General features: G+C 38.9%; 15 protein-coding genes. 7 read left to right on the top strand and 8 right to left on the bottom strand.

The window, feature by feature from the left end; translation table 11 throughout:
- Window positions 1–7: 7 nt before the first annotated feature.
- Genes BSEPE_RS05315 through nirB form a run of 3 tightly spaced genes read right to left on the bottom strand, consistent with a single transcriptional unit; the run spans window position 8 to window position 5,549 of the window.
- Entirely contained in the window at window positions 8–1,705 is a 1,698-nt protein-coding gene (locus tag BSEPE_RS05315; protein ID WP_066044844.1) for a bifunctional protein-serine/threonine kinase/phosphatase, read from the bottom strand.
- Window positions 1,706–1,710: 5 nt separating this feature from the next.
- Entirely contained in the window at window positions 1,711–3,171 is a 1,461-nt protein-coding gene (locus BSEPE_RS05320) for an MFS transporter (RefSeq protein WP_066044846.1), read from the bottom strand.
- Entirely contained in the window at window positions 3,171–5,549 is a 2,379-nt protein-coding gene (nirB, locus tag BSEPE_RS05325) for a nitrite reductase large subunit NirB (protein WP_066044848.1), read from the bottom strand. The genes BSEPE_RS05320 and nirB overlap by 1 nt, the downstream gene beginning before the upstream one ends.
- 251 nt (window positions 5,550–5,800) lie before the next feature.
- Between nirB and BSEPE_RS05330 the strand changes: the two genes are divergently transcribed.
- Entirely contained in the window at window positions 5,801–6,247 is a 447-nt protein-coding gene (locus tag BSEPE_RS05330) for a molybdenum cofactor biosynthesis protein MoaE (protein WP_066044850.1), read from the top strand.
- A 40-nt stretch (window positions 6,248–6,287) separates the two neighbouring features.
- Here BSEPE_RS05330 and mobA read toward each other — a convergent pair whose 3' ends face one another.
- A complete protein-coding gene (gene mobA, locus BSEPE_RS05335; RefSeq protein WP_070104563.1) occupies window positions 6,288–6,929 on the bottom strand; it encodes a molybdenum cofactor guanylyltransferase MobA in 642 nt (213 codons plus the stop codon).
- A 68-nt stretch (window positions 6,930–6,997) separates the two neighbouring features.
- On the opposite strand from mobA, the gene BSEPE_RS05340 reads away from it, so the two are divergent.
- The 6 genes from BSEPE_RS05340 to mog all read left to right on the top strand — a co-directional run bounded on the left by BSEPE_RS05340 (window position 6,998) and on the right by mog (window position 11,879).
- Window positions 6,998–8,239, top strand: a complete 1,242-nt coding sequence (locus BSEPE_RS05340; protein ID WP_066044852.1) for a molybdopterin molybdotransferase MoeA — start codon at window positions 6,998–7,000, stop codon at window positions 8,237–8,239.
- Window positions 8,236–8,709 (top strand): cyclic pyranopterin monophosphate synthase MoaC, encoded by a 474-nt coding sequence (gene moaC, locus BSEPE_RS05345; protein WP_066044854.1) that lies wholly within the window; start codon window positions 8,236–8,238, stop codon window positions 8,707–8,709. The genes BSEPE_RS05340 and moaC overlap by 4 nt, the downstream gene beginning before the upstream one ends.
- Entirely contained in the window at window positions 8,706–9,698 is a 993-nt protein-coding gene (gene moaA / locus BSEPE_RS05350; RefSeq protein ID WP_066044856.1) for a GTP 3',8-cyclase MoaA, read from the top strand. Before moaC ends, moaA begins: the two co-directional genes overlap by 4 nt.
- The gene (moaD, locus tag BSEPE_RS05355; protein WP_066044859.1) at window positions 9,695–9,931 is read left to right on the top strand and encodes a molybdopterin converting factor subunit 1; all 237 of its coding nucleotides are present in this window, start codon (window positions 9,695–9,697) and stop codon (window positions 9,929–9,931) included. Before moaA ends, moaD begins: the two co-directional genes overlap by 4 nt.
- 81 nt (window positions 9,932–10,012) lie before the next feature.
- The gene (nhaA, locus tag BSEPE_RS05360) at window positions 10,013–11,362 is read left to right on the top strand and encodes a Na+/H+ antiporter NhaA (RefSeq protein WP_066044861.1); all 1,350 of its coding nucleotides are present in this window, start codon (window positions 10,013–10,015) and stop codon (window positions 11,360–11,362) included.
- A complete protein-coding gene (gene mog, locus BSEPE_RS05365) occupies window positions 11,349–11,879 on the top strand; it encodes a molybdopterin adenylyltransferase (protein WP_066044863.1) in 531 nt (176 codons plus the stop codon). The genes nhaA and mog overlap by 14 nt, the downstream gene beginning before the upstream one ends.
- Before the next feature lies 1 nt (window position 11,880).
- Here the strand turns inward: mog and BSEPE_RS05370 are convergent, their stop codons facing one another.
- From BSEPE_RS05370 to BSEPE_RS05385, 4 genes are all read right to left on the bottom strand, one after another.
- On the bottom strand, window positions 11,881–12,270 hold the full coding sequence (locus BSEPE_RS05370) for a hypothetical protein (RefSeq protein ID WP_066044865.1): 390 nt from the start codon (window positions 12,268–12,270) through the stop codon (window positions 11,881–11,883).
- Window positions 12,270–14,516, bottom strand: coding sequence for a nitric oxide reductase activation protein NorD (locus BSEPE_RS05375; RefSeq protein ID WP_066044867.1), 2,247 nt, complete (start codon window positions 14,514–14,516; stop codon window positions 12,270–12,272). The genes BSEPE_RS05370 and BSEPE_RS05375 overlap by 1 nt, the downstream gene beginning before the upstream one ends.
- A 12-nt stretch (window positions 14,517–14,528) precedes the next feature.
- Window positions 14,529–15,335 carry a CbbQ/NirQ/NorQ/GpvN family protein gene (locus tag BSEPE_RS05380; protein WP_066044869.1) on the bottom strand — a complete coding sequence of 269 codons (807 nt, stop codon included), beginning with the start codon at window positions 15,333–15,335 and terminating at the stop codon, window positions 14,529–14,531.
- Window positions 15,336–15,570: 235 nt separating this feature from the next.
- Window positions 15,571–16,953: a ribulose-bisphosphate carboxylase gene (locus BSEPE_RS05385; RefSeq protein WP_066044871.1), complete on the bottom strand. Its 1,383-nt coding sequence runs from the start codon at window positions 16,951–16,953 to the stop codon at window positions 15,571–15,573.
- Between the last annotated feature and the right edge of the window lie 21 nt (window positions 16,954–16,974).

Genomic DNA, 16,974 nt, shown 5'->3' on the forward strand with positions numbered 1-16,974 from the left:
AAAAACCTCACTTAATAATGAATAGTAATAAAATAATGTTAACCGCGAACGATAAGGCCATAAATAAACGATATTTTTTCAATAATCGCTCAGGATCAACTGCTATTTTTGCCGAAAATAATGCCTGATTTGGGTGTGATAAATCATACAGGAATTCACTTAGAACTTCATAGCGGTCTGCTTTATTTAAAGAGCAAGCTTTTTGCACAGCTCCGTCAATCCAAATCGGTACGCATGGGTCGTGTTTTAAAATGGAATCATACAATAGTTTTTCCAGTTTTTTACTGCTTAAGTTTTTATCTAATTTGTCTTCATATGGCACACAACCTGCCAACATTTCATACACAATTGCACCCAAACTGAACTGATCAGATGCTTGCGAAACTTCGTCTTGCAAAATCACTTCGGGGGCGGTGTAGCCTTGAGTACCCTGATTATTGTTGGTATCAATTGGACTTAATAATTCTGCCACACCCGCAATGCGCGCCGCACCAAAATCAATCAATTTAATCTGCCCGATTTCATCAATCATAATATTTTCAGGCTTCAAATCACAGTGCAACATCTCCTGTCTGTGAAATGCCCTAACACCACTAATAATCTGCTTAACAATACTTAATACCACAGCCATATCAGGCGACGGATTCTCATCTATCCACGCTCTTAGCGTCTGACCTTTAATGTATTCCATAGCATAAGCGAGGAATTTATCCTGTGCATTTGACTTGTGAATCTTTACCACATTTGGGCTTTGTATTCGTTGTCCAACCCACTGCTCATACATAAAATATTGTAAATATTGCGCATCGTCTTCAAAATTCACTGAAGGGGTTTTTAACGCCACTAACTCGCCCGTGGTTATATTTTTTGCCAAATACAATTGTATTTTGACGCTAGATACCAATAATGATTCTACTTCAAAGCCATTAATTTTAATGCCTTTTTTCAAATCAGGTGGCACAGGTTTTTGTGTTAATTCGTCAAAGGCTTCATCTAAATTTTTCTCGGGCAGTTGCTTTACTTGGCAAAACATTGCTGAAATATTGTCTTCTGATCCTGCATCTAATGCCTTTTGTACCAAAGATTCACAGTTAACACCTTCGCTCAAATACTGTTGTAAAGTGTCTTTATTTAATACATCGTGCACGCCATCAGTCGTCAATAAAAACAAATCCTGTGGCTGTATGTCAAAAGTTTGATAATCCACACTGACCTGCAAATCAAAACCAATCGCCCGGGATAAATAGGTTTTTTTCTTGTTGACATTCAGTACATGGTCTTTGGTTAATTGCGTTAAAGTATCGTTACGATAACGATAAATACGCGAATCACCAACATGGAAAATGTGCGCAGTATTGGATTTAACAATCAAAACACTTAGTGTTGACAACATTGATGACTCTTCACCATTACGCACCGATTGTGAATACAACCAATTATTGAGTGCTGAAATTACCTTAACTGCTGCATGCTCGGTGCGCCAAGAGTCTGGCGTGGAATAATAATCACTCAAAAAACTATTCACGCAACAATTGCTTGCCTCCTTTGCTCTTGCTGACGCACTCACGCCATCTGCTATCACGCTGACAATACCTTTGTATTCTAACGCTTGATCATCTGGTACATAGTAGGCACAATTATCTTGATTCTCAGACTTGACACCTGCGATAGAATAGGAATTAATAGTGAGCTTGAGTTTTTTCATTTGCCTTAGTTTAGTTTGATAACCTCAACTGTGCCGTCGTCTAAAACCTCTGTCATATGCCCTTTGGGTTCCTCTAAAAAAACCACAATCAGCATTAATACCACGCCACTCATAATACCAATTAACATAAAGAATTGGTCGTAATCTACCAACGAATTAACCGTTAAAAACATCACGGCACCAACATTGCCAAACGCACCTGTCATCCCTGCAATTTGCCCTGTGAGTCGTCTTTGGATTAACGGCACCATTGCAAATATTGCACCTGAACCCGCTTTAGAAAAGATGCCGCCTATAATCGTTAAAGCGATGACTGAATAAATTGACCATTCTTGCTCTACCGTACCCAAAGTCAAAAAACTCAACGAAATACCTGAGAAAGTTACCATTAAAATGATTTTTCTACCAAATTTATCACTCAAATAACCACCTCCTGGTCGTGCAAATAAGTTAAGAAACGGATAAACACCTGCTAACAATGCCGCAGTGATCTTATCCAAACCGAACCAATCCACATAAAACATTGCCAAGATTGAAACCACTGCCAATTCTGTGCCGAAAGTTACAAAATACGCCCAATTTAACAAAGCAACTTGCTTAAATTTATAGCGGTGTTGCTTTGGCACGCCGAGCTTTAAGTACACTATATTTATTTGCCAAGCCTTCAATGCTTGCAGAAAAAACAGAACGATTAATACGGCAAAAATACCGAACTCGACTATCGATGGAATCATCTTGACATCAGCCAATTTCCAGGTCATCAGTGATAAAGCAAGATACAACGGCACATTCATTGTAATATACAACGCCAAGTCTGCATAACTACTAACCTCCATCGCACCTGATTTTTTCGGCTTGAAATAAGTTGAACCTTTCGGCGTATTGCTGACATTAAAGTAATAAAAAATACCATAAACAATTGCCACAAGACTGGCAGCCGTAATTGCATAACGCCAACCGTCAATACCGCCAAAACTACTGGCAATAAATGGCAAAGTCATTGCCGCACCTGCGGAACCGAAATTACCCCAACCGCCATAAACACCTTGCGCTACACCCGTTTGCTTAGCTGGAAACCACTCAGAAATCAAGCGAATACCAACCACAAATCCCGCACCAATAAAACCCGATAAGAATCGTAACAACGCCAATTGCTCATAAGTCTGCATCCAGGCAAAAGCGATAGAAATCAAACCGCCTAACACCAAAATTACCGTAAACATAATTTTGGGTCCGAATTTATCGACCAACATTCCCACGACAATCCGCGATGGAATAGTGATTGCCACATTCAAAATCAATAAGATTTTAGCCTGTTGCTGCGTCAATGATAATGCCTCACGAATAAACGGCATCATCGGCCCAAGGCTGAGCCAAACCACAAACGACATAAAAAAGGCAAACCAAGTTAGATGTAAAATCTTATACTTGCCTTTAAATGAGAATAAAGTTAATTTATCTTCCATTATGCAGACGCCCTATGGTCGGTGGTTAGCCATGGATTTTTAATGGTCTTCGGTAATGCGTTCGCCCATTTTTTAATCTTCTCAGAGGTGTCTAATTGCGACTGAATATAGTCCAAACCAACGCGCTCTTCAAAGTGCATAACGCGTTCAAGGTAATTCGCCTCAAGACGATACAACTGTACAAATGCCTTTAAATATTCAACTACGGCGGCTTCAGTCTCAAAGAAACGGTCCTTCAAACACGCCTTTGTACGAATACCACAAGCACCCGCAACATGAATTTCATAGCCTTTTTCTGTGCAAATCACACCGAAATCTTTAATCGTTGCTTCTGCGCAATTTCGTGGACAACCGCTCACGCCCATCTTGAATTTGTGTGGCATAAAATGCGACCAAACTGCATCCTCCATCTTCACCGATAAACCCATAGAATCCTGCGTGCCCATCATACAATGATCCGTACCAACGCAAGATTTACAAGTCCTCGTCGCTTTGCCATATGCATAGCCAGATTCCATGCCTGCCGCTGCAATTTCTTCCCACATATCGTTCAGGTTTTCCTTGGGAATGCCCAATAAATCAATGCGCTGTCCACCCGTTACTTTCACCGTTGGCACTTCATACTTTACGGCAATTTCTGCCAATGCCTTGAGTTCTGCAGGCGTGGTCAAGCCACCTTGCATCTGTGGCACGATGGAATAAGTGCCATCTCTTTGCTTGTTCGCATGCATCATTTCATTATGCGGGCGCTCTGCATCATTATGCTCGTATTCATCGTTAAATTGCGAAGACAAATAGTAATTAATCGCCGCACCACAAACCTCGCAAGAACTCGTAAAGCCCATTTCCGAACGCACTTCATCAATGGTTTTAACACTGTTTAATGCGCGTACATATTCACGCACCTCTTCCGTTGAATGCTCACTACAATCACACAGGGTTTCTTTGGTTATCAGTTCCGCACCTGAAACAAAACTGAATATTTGCTTCGCCACCGATCCACAACCACCGCAGCCTGTCGCACAACCCGTCTGCTCTTGCACGGCTTCAAACGAATCACAACCGCCCGCAACTGCACTCACAATATCCCCTTTGGTCACCCCCATACAGCCACAAACCTGTTCATCGTCTGCCATTTTTTCAACACCAGCAGCACCTGCACTCGCTGCGTCAATACCAATATCACCAAACAACAAAGTCTTACGCATATCGGTAATGTCAGTCTGCTTTTTAATTAAATCAAAGTAAAACAATCCATCGGTAGAATCACCAAATAGCACGGCACCTACCAACTTATTATCACGAATAGACAATCGTTTTCGTGTGTTCAAAGCGTGATCTTTAGAGCACATAACTTCGTCATCTGCATTATCGAATTCTCCTGCTGAAAACACATCAACGCCCGATACTTTTAACTTGGTTGAAATGTCTGAACCCGTGTACATATGGTGTGACACTTCACAAACCTGCTCAGCACAAACACGCGCCTGCTCAAATAGCGGTGCCACCAAACCATACGACATGCCGCGATGCTTAATACATTCACCCACAGAATAAATCGCAGGGTCTGAAGTCATCATCGTGTCATTAACGACAATACCACGATTTGTTTGCAGACCAATCTCATTTGCCAGTGCATCATTCGGTACAATGCCCACCGACATAACCACCATATCCGTTGTCATTGTTGAGCCATCTTCAAATTCTATTGATTCAACTTTATCACTACCATTAATCACTGTTGTAATCGCACCCAACTTAAATTTAATATTCTTTTCTTCTAAAACTTTCTGCAATAAGCCACCCGAAGAAGGGTCCAATTGCATATTCATAATAGAATCCATATTACCAATCACGGTAACATCAAAGCCCAATTCATTTAGCCCATTTGCCGCCTCAAGCCCCAATAAACCTGTGCCAATTACCGCAACTTTTTTGCCTCGCTTGGCATTAGCCTTCATGTATTCAACATCATAGATATCTCTAAATGAAACTACCCCTTCTAATTCCTTACCTGGTAGTGGCAAAATAAACGGTGTTGACCCCGTACACAATACAAGGCGGTCATAATGCAAGGATTCAGTTTCACCTTTATCGCACTCAAGTGTCACAGTCTTAGCCTTACGATTCACTGTCGTTACCTCACACCCTGGCTTAAAACTGATGTTATTCTGTGCAAAATAATCTTCATCGTGCGTCTTAATCTCATCAAAAGTCTTCTCACCAGACAAAACTGGAGACAACATAATTCTATTGTAGGGTAACACCGTCTCTGCGCCAATAATTGTAATCTGATACATGGTTGGGTCAATCTTCAATATCTCATCAACTACTTTCATCGCACTCATTCCCGAGCCCACTACCACCAATTTTTTCATTATATTTTCCCTGTTCTTAAATACAAAAAAAAGCCAGTTAGAAAATTATCATTACAATAATTTCCTTAACTGGCTCCAATACCTTTGTCAATCCTTTAATTAGACCGACCAAAAAAAAACGCTTATTCAGTCTTCATCAGGTGAAGCCAAATAAACGCCTATGTTTGTTTTATTGTCCATCGTTAGACAATCTGCGTGTATTATATATTAAAAAAGTATTAGCATTCTATAATATTGTTAAAATAACTCACATGGATAAAATAAAAATTCAACAACACGATTTCGATTTAAGCGTTGAAGTTGCTCTGGCCAAAAACAACGACAGCAATATTGGTGCTAGCGTTAGTTTTATTGGATTTGTGCGTGATTTAGAAAATACGCCTATCACTAAAATGACACTTGAACATTACCCAAAAATGACTGAAAAGGCTCTCATATCTATCGCTAATCAAGCCCATAAGCGTTGGAAAATCGGCAATATTACCATCATCCACCGCGTCGGAGACTTGCAATCCAACGACCAAATCGTTTTAGTTGTCACAAGTAGCAAACACCGAAAATCTGCATTTGAATCTTGTGAATTTATTATGGATTATCTAAAAACCCAAGCCCCTTTTTGGAAAAAAGAGTATGGCAAAAATTCTAGTAAATGGGTAGAATCTAAAGCCACCGACCAAAATAAAAGCAATCGTTGGTAACAATCAAAATGCAAAGTAAAATGCAAACTTTACACTTTTATTATTTAATAAATTTAAATGCTTCACTTTTCTCATTTTGTGCTATCAACAACCTTTTCACTACATCATTTGTCATATCTTCAGGGCTGTTGAAATTGGTTAACACTTCTGGGCAGTCAGAAAAATCAACTTTAAGAGAATTATTTTGTTGAATCCATAAGCCTAATTTTCTATCACCTGATTCTAAAAAATCTAATAGATTATCCTTTAATTGGGTTTTAATAATGGCAATGGTTGGATGCATTCTGCTACCATCATCTGCTACGCATAAATCTATGTCATTATTGCTCATTGCATCAATTAGTCGCTGGATAATGCTTGCAGTTACAAGTGGGCTATCACAAGGAAGGATTAATAAATAAGGAGTGGTGGTGACCGATAGTGCTTTAGATATACCTGCCAAAGGACCTTGAAAATCGTTTAAACCATCAGTGATAACTTCACCATATCGCTGATATTTTTCAATGTTACGGTTAGCACTGACAAATAATTGACTGACTTTTGGTTTTACAACATCAATGATATGAGCAATCATTGGCTTGTCATTGAATGGAATTAAACCTTTATCTTGTTGATTCATACGCAGCCCTTGCCCACCTGAGAGGATGACGGCGGTAATGTTACTTTTATTAATGCTTTTCATATGTATGTTATTGTTAGTATATGGACTATATGATACAATTAATAAGATGAAATTAACTAAAATTTATAATGAATAACCAGCAAGGCTGTAACGCGATTCCACACCCCCTACTTTCTATTGATGAGGCTTTAGAAACATTAATAGGCGCCGCCAAAGTAATCAATAAGACGCAATTAGTCGCACTGGATGATGCACTGGATAAAGTTTTAGCGTTTGATATTTGTTCAGATATTGCGTCTCCAGGGTTTGATAATTCGTCAATGGACGGCTATGCAATTCATTTGAAAGAGGATCAAATTGCTATACCAGGTGGGTTTTCGTTTGAAATTACCGATAGAATTTCTGCAGGAAGTACAGGGAAAATGCTGGTGGAGGGTTGTGCAGCGCGTATTTTCACAGGGGCGCCAATACCGAGGGGGGCAAATACGGTGGTGATGCAGGAAGAGTGTGAGCTGATTGATGGTAATAGTAAGATTGAGATTTACCGCCCGATTGCTTTAAATGAAAACATTCGCCCGAGAGGAAATGACATTCAATTAGGAGATGTAATTTTATCTAAGGGTAGGCAGTTGCTGCCGCAGGATATTGCATTGGCTGCATCTGTGGGTGTGAGAAAAATTGAAGTTTTTAAAAGGATTAAAGTTGGGGTTTTTTTTACAGGCGATGAACTGGTGGAACCTGGAAATGCTTTAAAAAAAGGGCAAATTTTTAATTCTAATCGTTATGCTTTGGTGGCAATGTTAAATAAATTGGGCTGTGAAATAGTTAATTTGGGTAATATCAAAGATACTTTTAAGGCAACTTGCGATGCTTTGGAACAGTTGAAATCGAATTGTGATTTGATTGTGACCACGGGCGGCGTGTCGGTGGGTGAAGAGGACCATGTCAAACCTGCAGTAGAAAAATTAGGAAAATTAGACTTGTGGCGTATTAAGGTCAAACCAGGCAAACCTTTGGCATTTGGCTCAGTTGCTGACACAGCGTTTATTGGCTTGCCAGGTAATCCTGTATCAGCAATGGTGACTTTTTTCTTATTTGCACAGCCATTTATTCGCAAAATGCAGGGGCTGAGTGTATATCAAAATCAGACAACACAGGTACAATGCAATTTTGATTGGCAACGACCACGACCACGACGCGAGTTTGTCAGAGTAAAATTGGATTGTTCAACTGCCCCTGCCTCTGCCTCTCTTTATCCTAAGCAAGGTTCAGATGTTTTGAGTTCAATGGTTTGGGCAGATGGGCTGATCGAAGTACCTGAAAATAGCACTTTTTCACAAGGCAAAATCCTTAATTATTATTCATTATGAGCAAATTAACCCATATTAACGACAATGGCGACGCACAAATGGTCGATGTGACTGATAAAGCGACTACTACGCGTATTGCCATGGCAAAATCAGTGGTACTGATGCAAGCATCAACTTTAGCGCTAATTACTTCTGGACAACATAAAAAAGGCGATGTGTTCGCAGTGGCTCGTATTGCTGGCATTCAGGCAGCAAAAAAATGTGCGGACTTAATTCCACTTTGTCATCCATTAATGCTGACCAAAGTCAGTGTAGAATTAACAGCGAATATTGAAAAATCAAGTGTTGAGATTATTGCCACCACCAAACTTGATGGTAAGACTGGCGTGGAAATGGAAGCATTAACGGCAGCAAGTGTTGCCGCACTCACGGTTTACGATATGTGCAAGGCAGTTGACCGTGGGATGATTATCTCGCAAATTCAAGTACTGGAAAAATCGGGCGGTAAGTCTGGGGATTGGACGGTATGAAACTGATTGACCCATTTGGTCGTACCATTAGTTATTTGAGATTTTCAGTTACTGACCATTGTAATTATCGCTGTCATTATTGCCGCGACGAAGACCATTTCAACAAAACTGTTCGAACAGAGGTGCTATCTTACGAAGAAATTGAAAGAATTATGCAGATTTTTGCCGATTTGGGCATTAGCAAAGTCAGATTAACAGGTGGTGAACCGTTATTGCGAACTGGGATTTCTAAAATCATTAAATTGATTGGTGCAATTGACGGTATTACCGATATACCATTGTCAACCAATGCACATCTACTGGAAAAATTTGCAGGAAAAATCCATAAAAATGGCGTTAATAGGGTAAATATTTCTATTGACTCTCTCATTGCCGAAAGGTTTGCAGAGATTACTCGTGGGGGAGAATTAGACAAGGTTATCAACGGCATTGATGCAGCGATTAAAGTCGGCATGCGTCCAATAAAAATCAATATGGTGGTGATGCGTGGTGTGAATGACGATGAAATTGAGGCAATGATTGATTTTGCCATTGGGCGAAAAATTGACATCCGTTTTATTGAAACCATGCCGATTGGTTCAGCGGGTATTAACGCGTTGAGTCAACATTATAGCGAGACCGATATTTTAAAACGCATTGATGCACACTTGGTAAATAACCTGATAGCAATTAAACCTGAACAAACGGCAGGTCCTGCAAAAAGTTATTTGATTAAAAATACCCATTCATCGGTGGGCATAATTTCTGCGGTTTCTAATAATTTTTGCAGTGCTTGCAATCGCATTCGATTAACTGCCAAAGGACAATTAATTTTGTGTCTTGGACAAAAAAATTCTGTATCTTTGCGGGATGCACTAAGGTCTGGCGTAACAGATGATGAGGTTAAAAATCTGATTATTGACGCCATCAGCCATAAGCCTAAACAACACGATTTTAATACCAATGCCGATAATATCAATACAGCACAAATGGTGGAGATAGGCGGATGAATGTTTTATATTTTGCCTCATTGAAAGAATCACTGGGATTAGCAAGTGAAGTAATAGTGATAACTGCCGATATAACAGTGAATGATTTACGCGTATTGCTAATAGAAAAATACGGTGAACAACATTTTCCAAACAACATTCTTTGTGCTGTTAATCACGAAATTGCCACAAGTTCAACTCAAATAAACGATACCGACGAAGTGGCTTTTTACCCGCCTGTAACAGGTGGATAATATTAGCCCACAAATATTTTAAAATCAGTAAAATTATCCTACCCTAATCCAAAAATAGAAAATGCAAATCTGACGCCAACCATGAAACTATACGCACCCTGGGAGAAAGCCTTTAAAAAAATCTCAACCCCTTTTGAACACTTTCTACATGCACAAACCACAACAGGAATAGCATTAATGTTAGCAACTATATTGGCACTTGTACTTGCGAATTCCCCATTATCTGAAGCCTATGAACACCTATTTCACACAAAAATAGACTTCAAAATAGGCGATTGGGCGTTGTCTTATTCTATTCACTATTGGATTAATGATGGACTAATGACAATGTTCTTTTTTATCATTGGTCTTGAAATAAAAAGAGAAATATCGATCGGTGAGCTTGCAAATATTAAAGTGGCTATTTTGCCCATTTTGGCGGCTATTGGTGGCATGGTGTTCCCTGCTCTTTTATATTTGGCAATCAATGCCAATGGCGAGGGTGCTATTGGCTGGGGTATTCCAATGGCAACAGATATTGCTTTTGCGATTAGCGCCTTAGTTTTATTAAAAAAGAGGATACCAACCAGTCTTATTACTTTTCTAGTTGCGCTTGCTATTGTTGATGATTTGGGCGCTGTTTTGGTTATTGCCACTGTTTATACAGATCAAATCTATCTGTTGCCACTCGCCCTATCAGGCGTTTCTTTTTTAATATTAATCGCCTTTAATCGATTTGGCATCCACGCAATGTCTCCTTATTTAATCGTTGGCTTATTTATGTGGTTTTTTATGTTGGAATCTGGCGTACATGCAACCATTTCAGGTGTTATTGCTGCAATGGCAATCCCTTCAAATCCTAAAATGGAACCTATAGGTTTTTCAAAACGGCTTAAAAATTTACTAAACAAATATGACAATCAACCTAATGATGATGAGCACCAACTCAATGAAAGGCAAAAATCTGTGTTACTTGAGATGAAAAAAAATATTGATGCCATAGATACGCCTGCCTCAAGATTAGAAAACGGTTTACATTTACCAATTTCCTTAATTATCATACCGCTATTTGCACTGGCAAATGCAGGCATTAGCATTGATTTTAATGCTATTGGAAATACCATTACACAAAATATTCCACTGGGTATTGTTATAGGATTAATTTTTGGAAAGGTAATTGGTATTTTTGGCGTTTCTTGGTTGTCCATTAAAAGTAAAATTGCAGTGCTACCCAAAGACAGTAACATGAGCCAAATATTTGGCGTATCACTTCTGGGTGGCATCGGTTTTACGATGTCTATTTTTGTTGCTGATTTGGCTTTTTTAGGTGCACCAGATTTCATCTTTCAGGCTAAAATTGGTGTCTTGGCAGCCTCTTTATTTTCAGGTGTCGCTGGATATTTATGGTTAAGATACATCGCAAAATCTACTAAAAAAAATGAACAATACTAAAATAAAAATCGGATTTATTACAATCTCTGACCGTGCCGCACGAGGTGAATACAAAGATATCGGCGGTCCCGCAATGCAAGAATGGATTAGCAATGCCCTACTATCCCCGTATGAAATAGAGGCAATTATCATTGAGGATGAGCAATCTTTGATTGAACAAACAATGATTGATTTTGCCGATAACAAACGCTGTAACCTCATTCTTACCACTGGTGGCACAGGTCCAACGACTCGCGATGTCACACCTGAGGCGACACACGCCATCTGCGAACGCATCTTTGATGGTTTTGCACAGCAAATGCGTACCGTATCTTTACGCACAGTGCCGACTGCGATTTTATCGCGTCAAACAGCAGGCTCGCGGGGCAACAGCCTAATCATCAACCTACCTGGCAAACCTGAGGCGATTGCCGTATGTTTGGGGGCAGTGTTTTTGGCAGTGCCAAAATGTTTGGAGTTATTAGATAATTCAAATATCCAAATTGATTTAGATTTTGTTGAACAAGAATTCGAATAAACTACTTCGATTTTTTTCCCAACAAATAAGCCTCCACTAAAGCACTGTGAATATCCTTATCAACTTGAAATTTCTTAATAAGTGGTTCAATAGCAGGTAAACATTCTACCTTTTGATGTGCTTCTCTTAATAATTTTAAATCCAAAATACCATCAGTAACACAGCCCTGTACACAACCTTTTTCATTCGTGAAAACAATACTTTGGTCCATCATTACCTCTAGTTGATAGGAGTGTAAATCAATATTGTTAGACTTTGCAACTGATAAATAGACTGATTGATAAAAATTATCGTGATGAATAATATGATCAATATCTAATGTACTTTTTAGTGAGTAATGTTGTCCTTGGTAATCAAAACTAATATTGGCAGTGATGGTATTAGTGAACATTATTTAGTGAGTGACAAAAACAGTTTTGGCAGTTCTTGCGGTAAAGATTCAATATGGTCAATGACTGAATAATGCGAACCGAAAATATCGCCAATGTATTCATCTGCTTTTTTATCCAAACTAATACAATAAGGATACATTCCCTTTTGCTGCACCTCTTGTACGGCTTTGTGTGCATCTTGAATAAGTGCGTATGGATCATGCATATCAATATCAGCAGGCTCACCATCGGTCAAAATTAGCATTAATTTCTTATCACTTTCTTGTAAATCTAAATAATGTGCACCATGGCGAATTGCCGCACCCATTCGAGTAGAATATTCTGCTTTTAAATCTGCCAAACGCGATTTAACTGTATCATCCCAATGCTCACTATAACCTTTGATATGATAGTACATTACTTTTTGTCTGGTATCGGAGTTGAAACCTGCAATGGCAAAATTATCACCCAATTGCTCTACTGCCCAGCCCAATAATGACACCGCTTCTTGCGATAATTCTAAAATTGTTTGACCTAATGACCCTACAACTTCATTTAACGACTGTGATAAATCCAATAATAATAATACCGATACACTACGAGAATCGTGCTCAAAATCAATGTTAATTCTAGTGTCAGGCTGGGTGCCATTTTTGATGTCAATTACACTACGAAGCGCAATATCAAGGTCTAATTCTGCACCCTCTTCTTGGTAGCGTAAACGCTTTTTATTTTGCGGTTTAAGCAAGTCAAGCACCTTCTTTAATTGCTTAACCAGAGCATCATGTTTATCTAAAATTCTATCAATTTTTGACGCATCAGTGTGTGTGTGTAATCGCTCATAAACCGCAGTCCAATCAGGTTTGTAAGAATCATACGCATAATCCCATTCATCATAGTAATGCGGCGGAATAACCTCAATATCATCCTCGTCTTCTTCATCTGTTTTTTGCTCGTGTGCAAAAATTTCGTCTTCTTCATCAAAATCTTCAATAAACAACCACATTGAACGGTTGTCATCGCGATAAGTGACTTCCGTATTTTCAAAGTAAATTTTAGCCAATGCATCTGCCACACTTCTGGTTTTAATTAAATACCCCAAACCAAGGCTTAGACTATCCGCTGTGCTACTTTCACCCGCACCCATTAATGTCTTAAATTTCTCAACATAATCCAAAATGATTTTATTTTCATAAGGGTGATTATCATCCAATAATGCGCGCGTCAACATAATTGCACGATGACGAAGACAAGATTGATTACTGTCATCACAATCAAACTCATCGACAATTGGAATTAAATCCAACCATAATTTTCTCAAGCCTGGGTATTTTTGAATGGCTAAATATTCAACTCTTGCATCTTCAAATACTTCCGCAAAAAATCGCTGTTGTGGTGAGACATTATCGGCCACAATCTTTGTGCTAAATTGATGATGTGCAATCAAATGTGCCACTAGCGCCTTATAGCGTTTGCAAGCACTAACACCACCTAATGACTCGTAGATATCAGGCAAACGAATAACTTCATCTTCAAGATATGGATGAAAATGTTCTAATTTTTCAAAATCTGGTGAATAGGGTGCATACATAAAATTCGTCTTCCACAATGCACGCTGAAACAAATTGATTTCTCGCTCAATATCGCCAAACAACAAACCTTTTCTTTGACGCTGGAAGACTGCCTTTGAGTCAGCAGTTGCCAATGAAAAATACGCTTCTTGTCGCTCAGGATGATCTTGAAAATATCTTAAACCATAATCAATCCACTCGTAAATCCCTTTAAATTCCAATTGTTCTAATAATAAACCCATATTGCCCAGCATTGAAATTAACGATGGAGATGCATGTGTATCATGGATACCGTGCACAGAGAAAGTTGTTTTCTTTAAATGGTATTCAATAAGACTCAAATATTCGTCAAGTTGATTATTTTCTGTATGCTCAATAACAACAATAAAACTATTTAGAAATGGCTCTACTGCAGCTTTATTAGGAGTTCTGGATATATTCTGATAAGCAAAATCCACGATTTTTTTAATACTACCTTCACCATAAAACTCACCCACCCAGGGCATCACTTTTAGAAAGGCAATAGACAGCACATCACCCTGTCCAATTTTTGCTAAGAATTCTGCACCTTTGTAGTATTCACCTAAACTTTGTTCGGAGAGTTTTTTATATGCCTGATCAATATTCAAATCAAAAACTTTCTGAACGGTTTTAAACGCACAATCTAAGGGCTTATGTCGCTTTATTTCAACCATTTTTATCAAGTTTTAGTCAAAAATAACATCAATTGCACTGCTCATCGTAGCGCGAATTTCGCCATCATCAGTAATCGGACAAACCAACGCCATGTTACAAGCGTCTTTCACATTAACACCTGCTGAAATTAATGTGGCTGCATAGTTAAGCAAACGCGTGGATGCGCCTTCGTCAAGCCCGTGACCGACTAAATTACGCGTCGTATGAGCAAGTTTGACTAATTTTTTAGCCGTCTCTACATCAACGCCCGACTCCTTGACAATAATTGAAGCCTCTAACTCAGCAGAAGCATAGTCAAAATCCATGCCAGTAAAACGCTGTTTGGTAGATTGCTTAAGGTCTTTCATTAAGCTCTGATAACCTGGGTTATATGAAATTACCAATTGGAAATCTGGATGTGCTTTAACCAGCTCACCTTTTTTATCTAGCATTAACTCACGACGGTGGTCGGTTAGTGAATGAATCACCACCATCGTATCTTGACGCGCTTCAACAATCTCATCTAAATAACAAATTGCCCCATAACGAGCCGCTAATGTCAATGGACCATCCACCCACTTAGTGCCATTTGCATCTAATAAAAAACGACCAATCAAGTCTGAAGCGGTAATATCTTCATTACAAGAGACTGTAATAATAGGCTTATTAAGTTTATGCGCCATATATTCAATAAAACGCGACTTACCACAACCTGTTGGCCCTTTGACCATCACGGGTAATTTTGCATTATAAGCAGCCGTATATAATTCTACCTCGTTTGATTGAGCTTCGTAGAACGGCGCCAATTCAATTTTAAATTGATTAATATCAAAACTCATTTTTTTACTCCTTTAAAGTTTTTTAAATTTAGGATAATGATTTTTATTTTTTCAAATAATAACTACATTTATATACAATAGAGACCAACATAGCGACAAAGTTATACCTGTCTATAAATAATGCTAAATCTGAATCTATTATTTGTTGTAATTATGTCATATCCATTTTATAATCCTTAATAAAAAAAGCCTCTGCATGCAGCAGAGGCTTTTTATGAATTACTTGTTACAAGATTTACTTGTGAACACCTAATTTATCTCTCCAACCTGGAAAGAGTGAATCTGCATCACCTGGGAATGACTCAAATGCACGGGCAAATTCATTATGCTCTTTAGCAAATTCAATTGGGTCAGCCTTAGCCATCCAACAATCATATGCTTGGCGAAGTGACTTAGCACCTGCTGCAGGAGAATCGATATGACCGTAAGAACCACCACCAGAAGTGTTGATTACATTACCATGACCTAAGTTTTCAAAGAAACCTGGAAGACGCAATGCATTCATACCGCCAGAAATAATTGGCGTAGTAGGCTTCATACCAAACCATTCTTGGTGATAAACTGGACCATCAGCACTGTCACGCTCAATCATATATGCGATGTTTCTGTCATCAGCGCCACCTTCCATCTTACCATAACCCATTGTACCCACATGGATACCAGACGCACCCATAAGGCGAGAAAGTTTAGCAAGAACAAAAGCGGTATAGCCACGAACAGAACTTGGTGAAGTAATCGCACCATGGCCCGCTCTATGATAATGTAAGTATTGATCAGCAAAATTACGACGCGCCGTAGTAATCATACCACAGCCACCTACATACCCATCAACTAGGAACGCAACATGGTGTGCATTCTCACCAAAAGTTTCTAAAATATATTCACCACGAGCAATCATTTCATGATGATCATCAGCCGTAATATTAGCAGAGAAAATCTTAGCCTCACCAGTCTCATCTTGTGCACGCTTCATAGAATCAGCAACCAAAGGCATTACATCCTTCATGCGAGCGTATACTTGGTTACCCTGAGGCTCATCATTCTTGATGAAGTCACCACCCAGCCAAAATTGGTAAGCCGCTTCAGCAAAAGGCTTAGGACGAAGACCTAACTTAGGCTTAATAATGGTACCAGCGATGTAACCACCATTTTCACGGTTTCTACCTAATAAATTCCATAAATCTGTAATATCTTTAGAAGGACCGTCAAAAATGTCAAGCATTTGCTTAGGAATATGGAAATCAATCATTTGTGAACATTGTATATCACCCATACCTTGGTTATTACCAATAGCAAGCGTTAGGAAAGAGACAATCATTGCACGACCATCAATCATATTGCGATCAAACAAACCACATGGGTATGCAATTTTCATAATACCTTTGGCTTCATCAATTTCATACACCATTGCATCTAAATCTTTAGTAAAATCATCCGTTGTTGACACTTCTACATTTGTACCTGTAGAAGATTCAGCAGCAAAGTGCGCTGCAGTTTCTAAGTAACCACTGAAGCCAGGCATTGGTGTCATTGTATAGGCAACAAGAATATGTCCACCTTCTTTAATTAGCGTATCTTCGTCTAGCGACAAATCAGCATATCTATTCGATTGATCCATTTTGGACTCCTATCTATTAAA

It is taken from the genome of endosymbiont of Bathymodiolus septemdierum str. Myojin knoll, assembly GCF_001547755.1.
Lineage (GTDB): Bacteria > Pseudomonadota > Gammaproteobacteria > PS1 > Pseudothioglobaceae > Thiodubiliella.

Excerpts from the sequence above, each read along its gene's own strand:
- mobA (WP_070104563.1), bottom strand. The coding sequence starts at position 6,929 with ATGAAAAGCATTAATAAAAGTAACATTACCGCCGTCATCCTCTCAGGT.
- BSEPE_RS05370 (WP_066044865.1), bottom strand. The coding sequence starts at position 12,270 with ATGTTCACTAATACCATCACTGCCAATATTAGTTTTGATTACCAAGGA.
- moaC (WP_066044854.1), top strand. The coding sequence starts at position 8,236 with ATGAGCAAATTAACCCATATTAACGACAATGGCGACGCACAAATGGTC.
- BSEPE_RS05320 (WP_066044846.1), bottom strand. The coding sequence starts at position 3,171 with ATGGAAGATAAATTAACTTTATTCTCATTTAAAGGCAAGTATAAGATT.
- BSEPE_RS05385 (WP_066044871.1), bottom strand. The coding sequence starts at position 16,953 with ATGGATCAATCGAATAGATATGCTGATTTGTCGCTAGACGAAGATACG.
- BSEPE_RS05315 (WP_066044844.1), bottom strand. The coding sequence starts at position 1,705 with ATGAAAAAACTCAAGCTCACTATTAATTCCTATTCTATCGCAGGTGTC.
- mog (WP_066044863.1), top strand. The coding sequence starts at position 11,349 with ATGAACAATACTAAAATAAAAATCGGATTTATTACAATCTCTGACCGT.
- BSEPE_RS05330 (WP_066044850.1), top strand. The coding sequence starts at position 5,801 with ATGGATAAAATAAAAATTCAACAACACGATTTCGATTTAAGCGTTGAA.
- nirB (WP_066044848.1), bottom strand. The coding sequence starts at position 5,549 with ATGAAAAAATTGGTGGTAGTGGGCTCGGGAATGAGTGCGATGAAAGTA.
- nhaA (WP_066044861.1), top strand. The coding sequence starts at position 10,013 with ATGAAACTATACGCACCCTGGGAGAAAGCCTTTAAAAAAATCTCAACC.
- BSEPE_RS05380 (WP_066044869.1), bottom strand. The coding sequence starts at position 15,335 with ATGAGTTTTGATATTAATCAATTTAAAATTGAATTGGCGCCGTTCTAC.
- moaD (WP_066044859.1), top strand. The coding sequence starts at position 9,695 with ATGAATGTTTTATATTTTGCCTCATTGAAAGAATCACTGGGATTAGCA.
- moaA (WP_066044856.1), top strand. The coding sequence starts at position 8,706 with ATGAAACTGATTGACCCATTTGGTCGTACCATTAGTTATTTGAGATTT.
- BSEPE_RS05375 (WP_066044867.1), bottom strand. The coding sequence starts at position 14,516 with ATGGTTGAAATAAAGCGACATAAGCCCTTAGATTGTGCGTTTAAAACC.
- BSEPE_RS05340 (WP_066044852.1), top strand. The coding sequence starts at position 6,998 with ATGAATAACCAGCAAGGCTGTAACGCGATTCCACACCCCCTACTTTCT.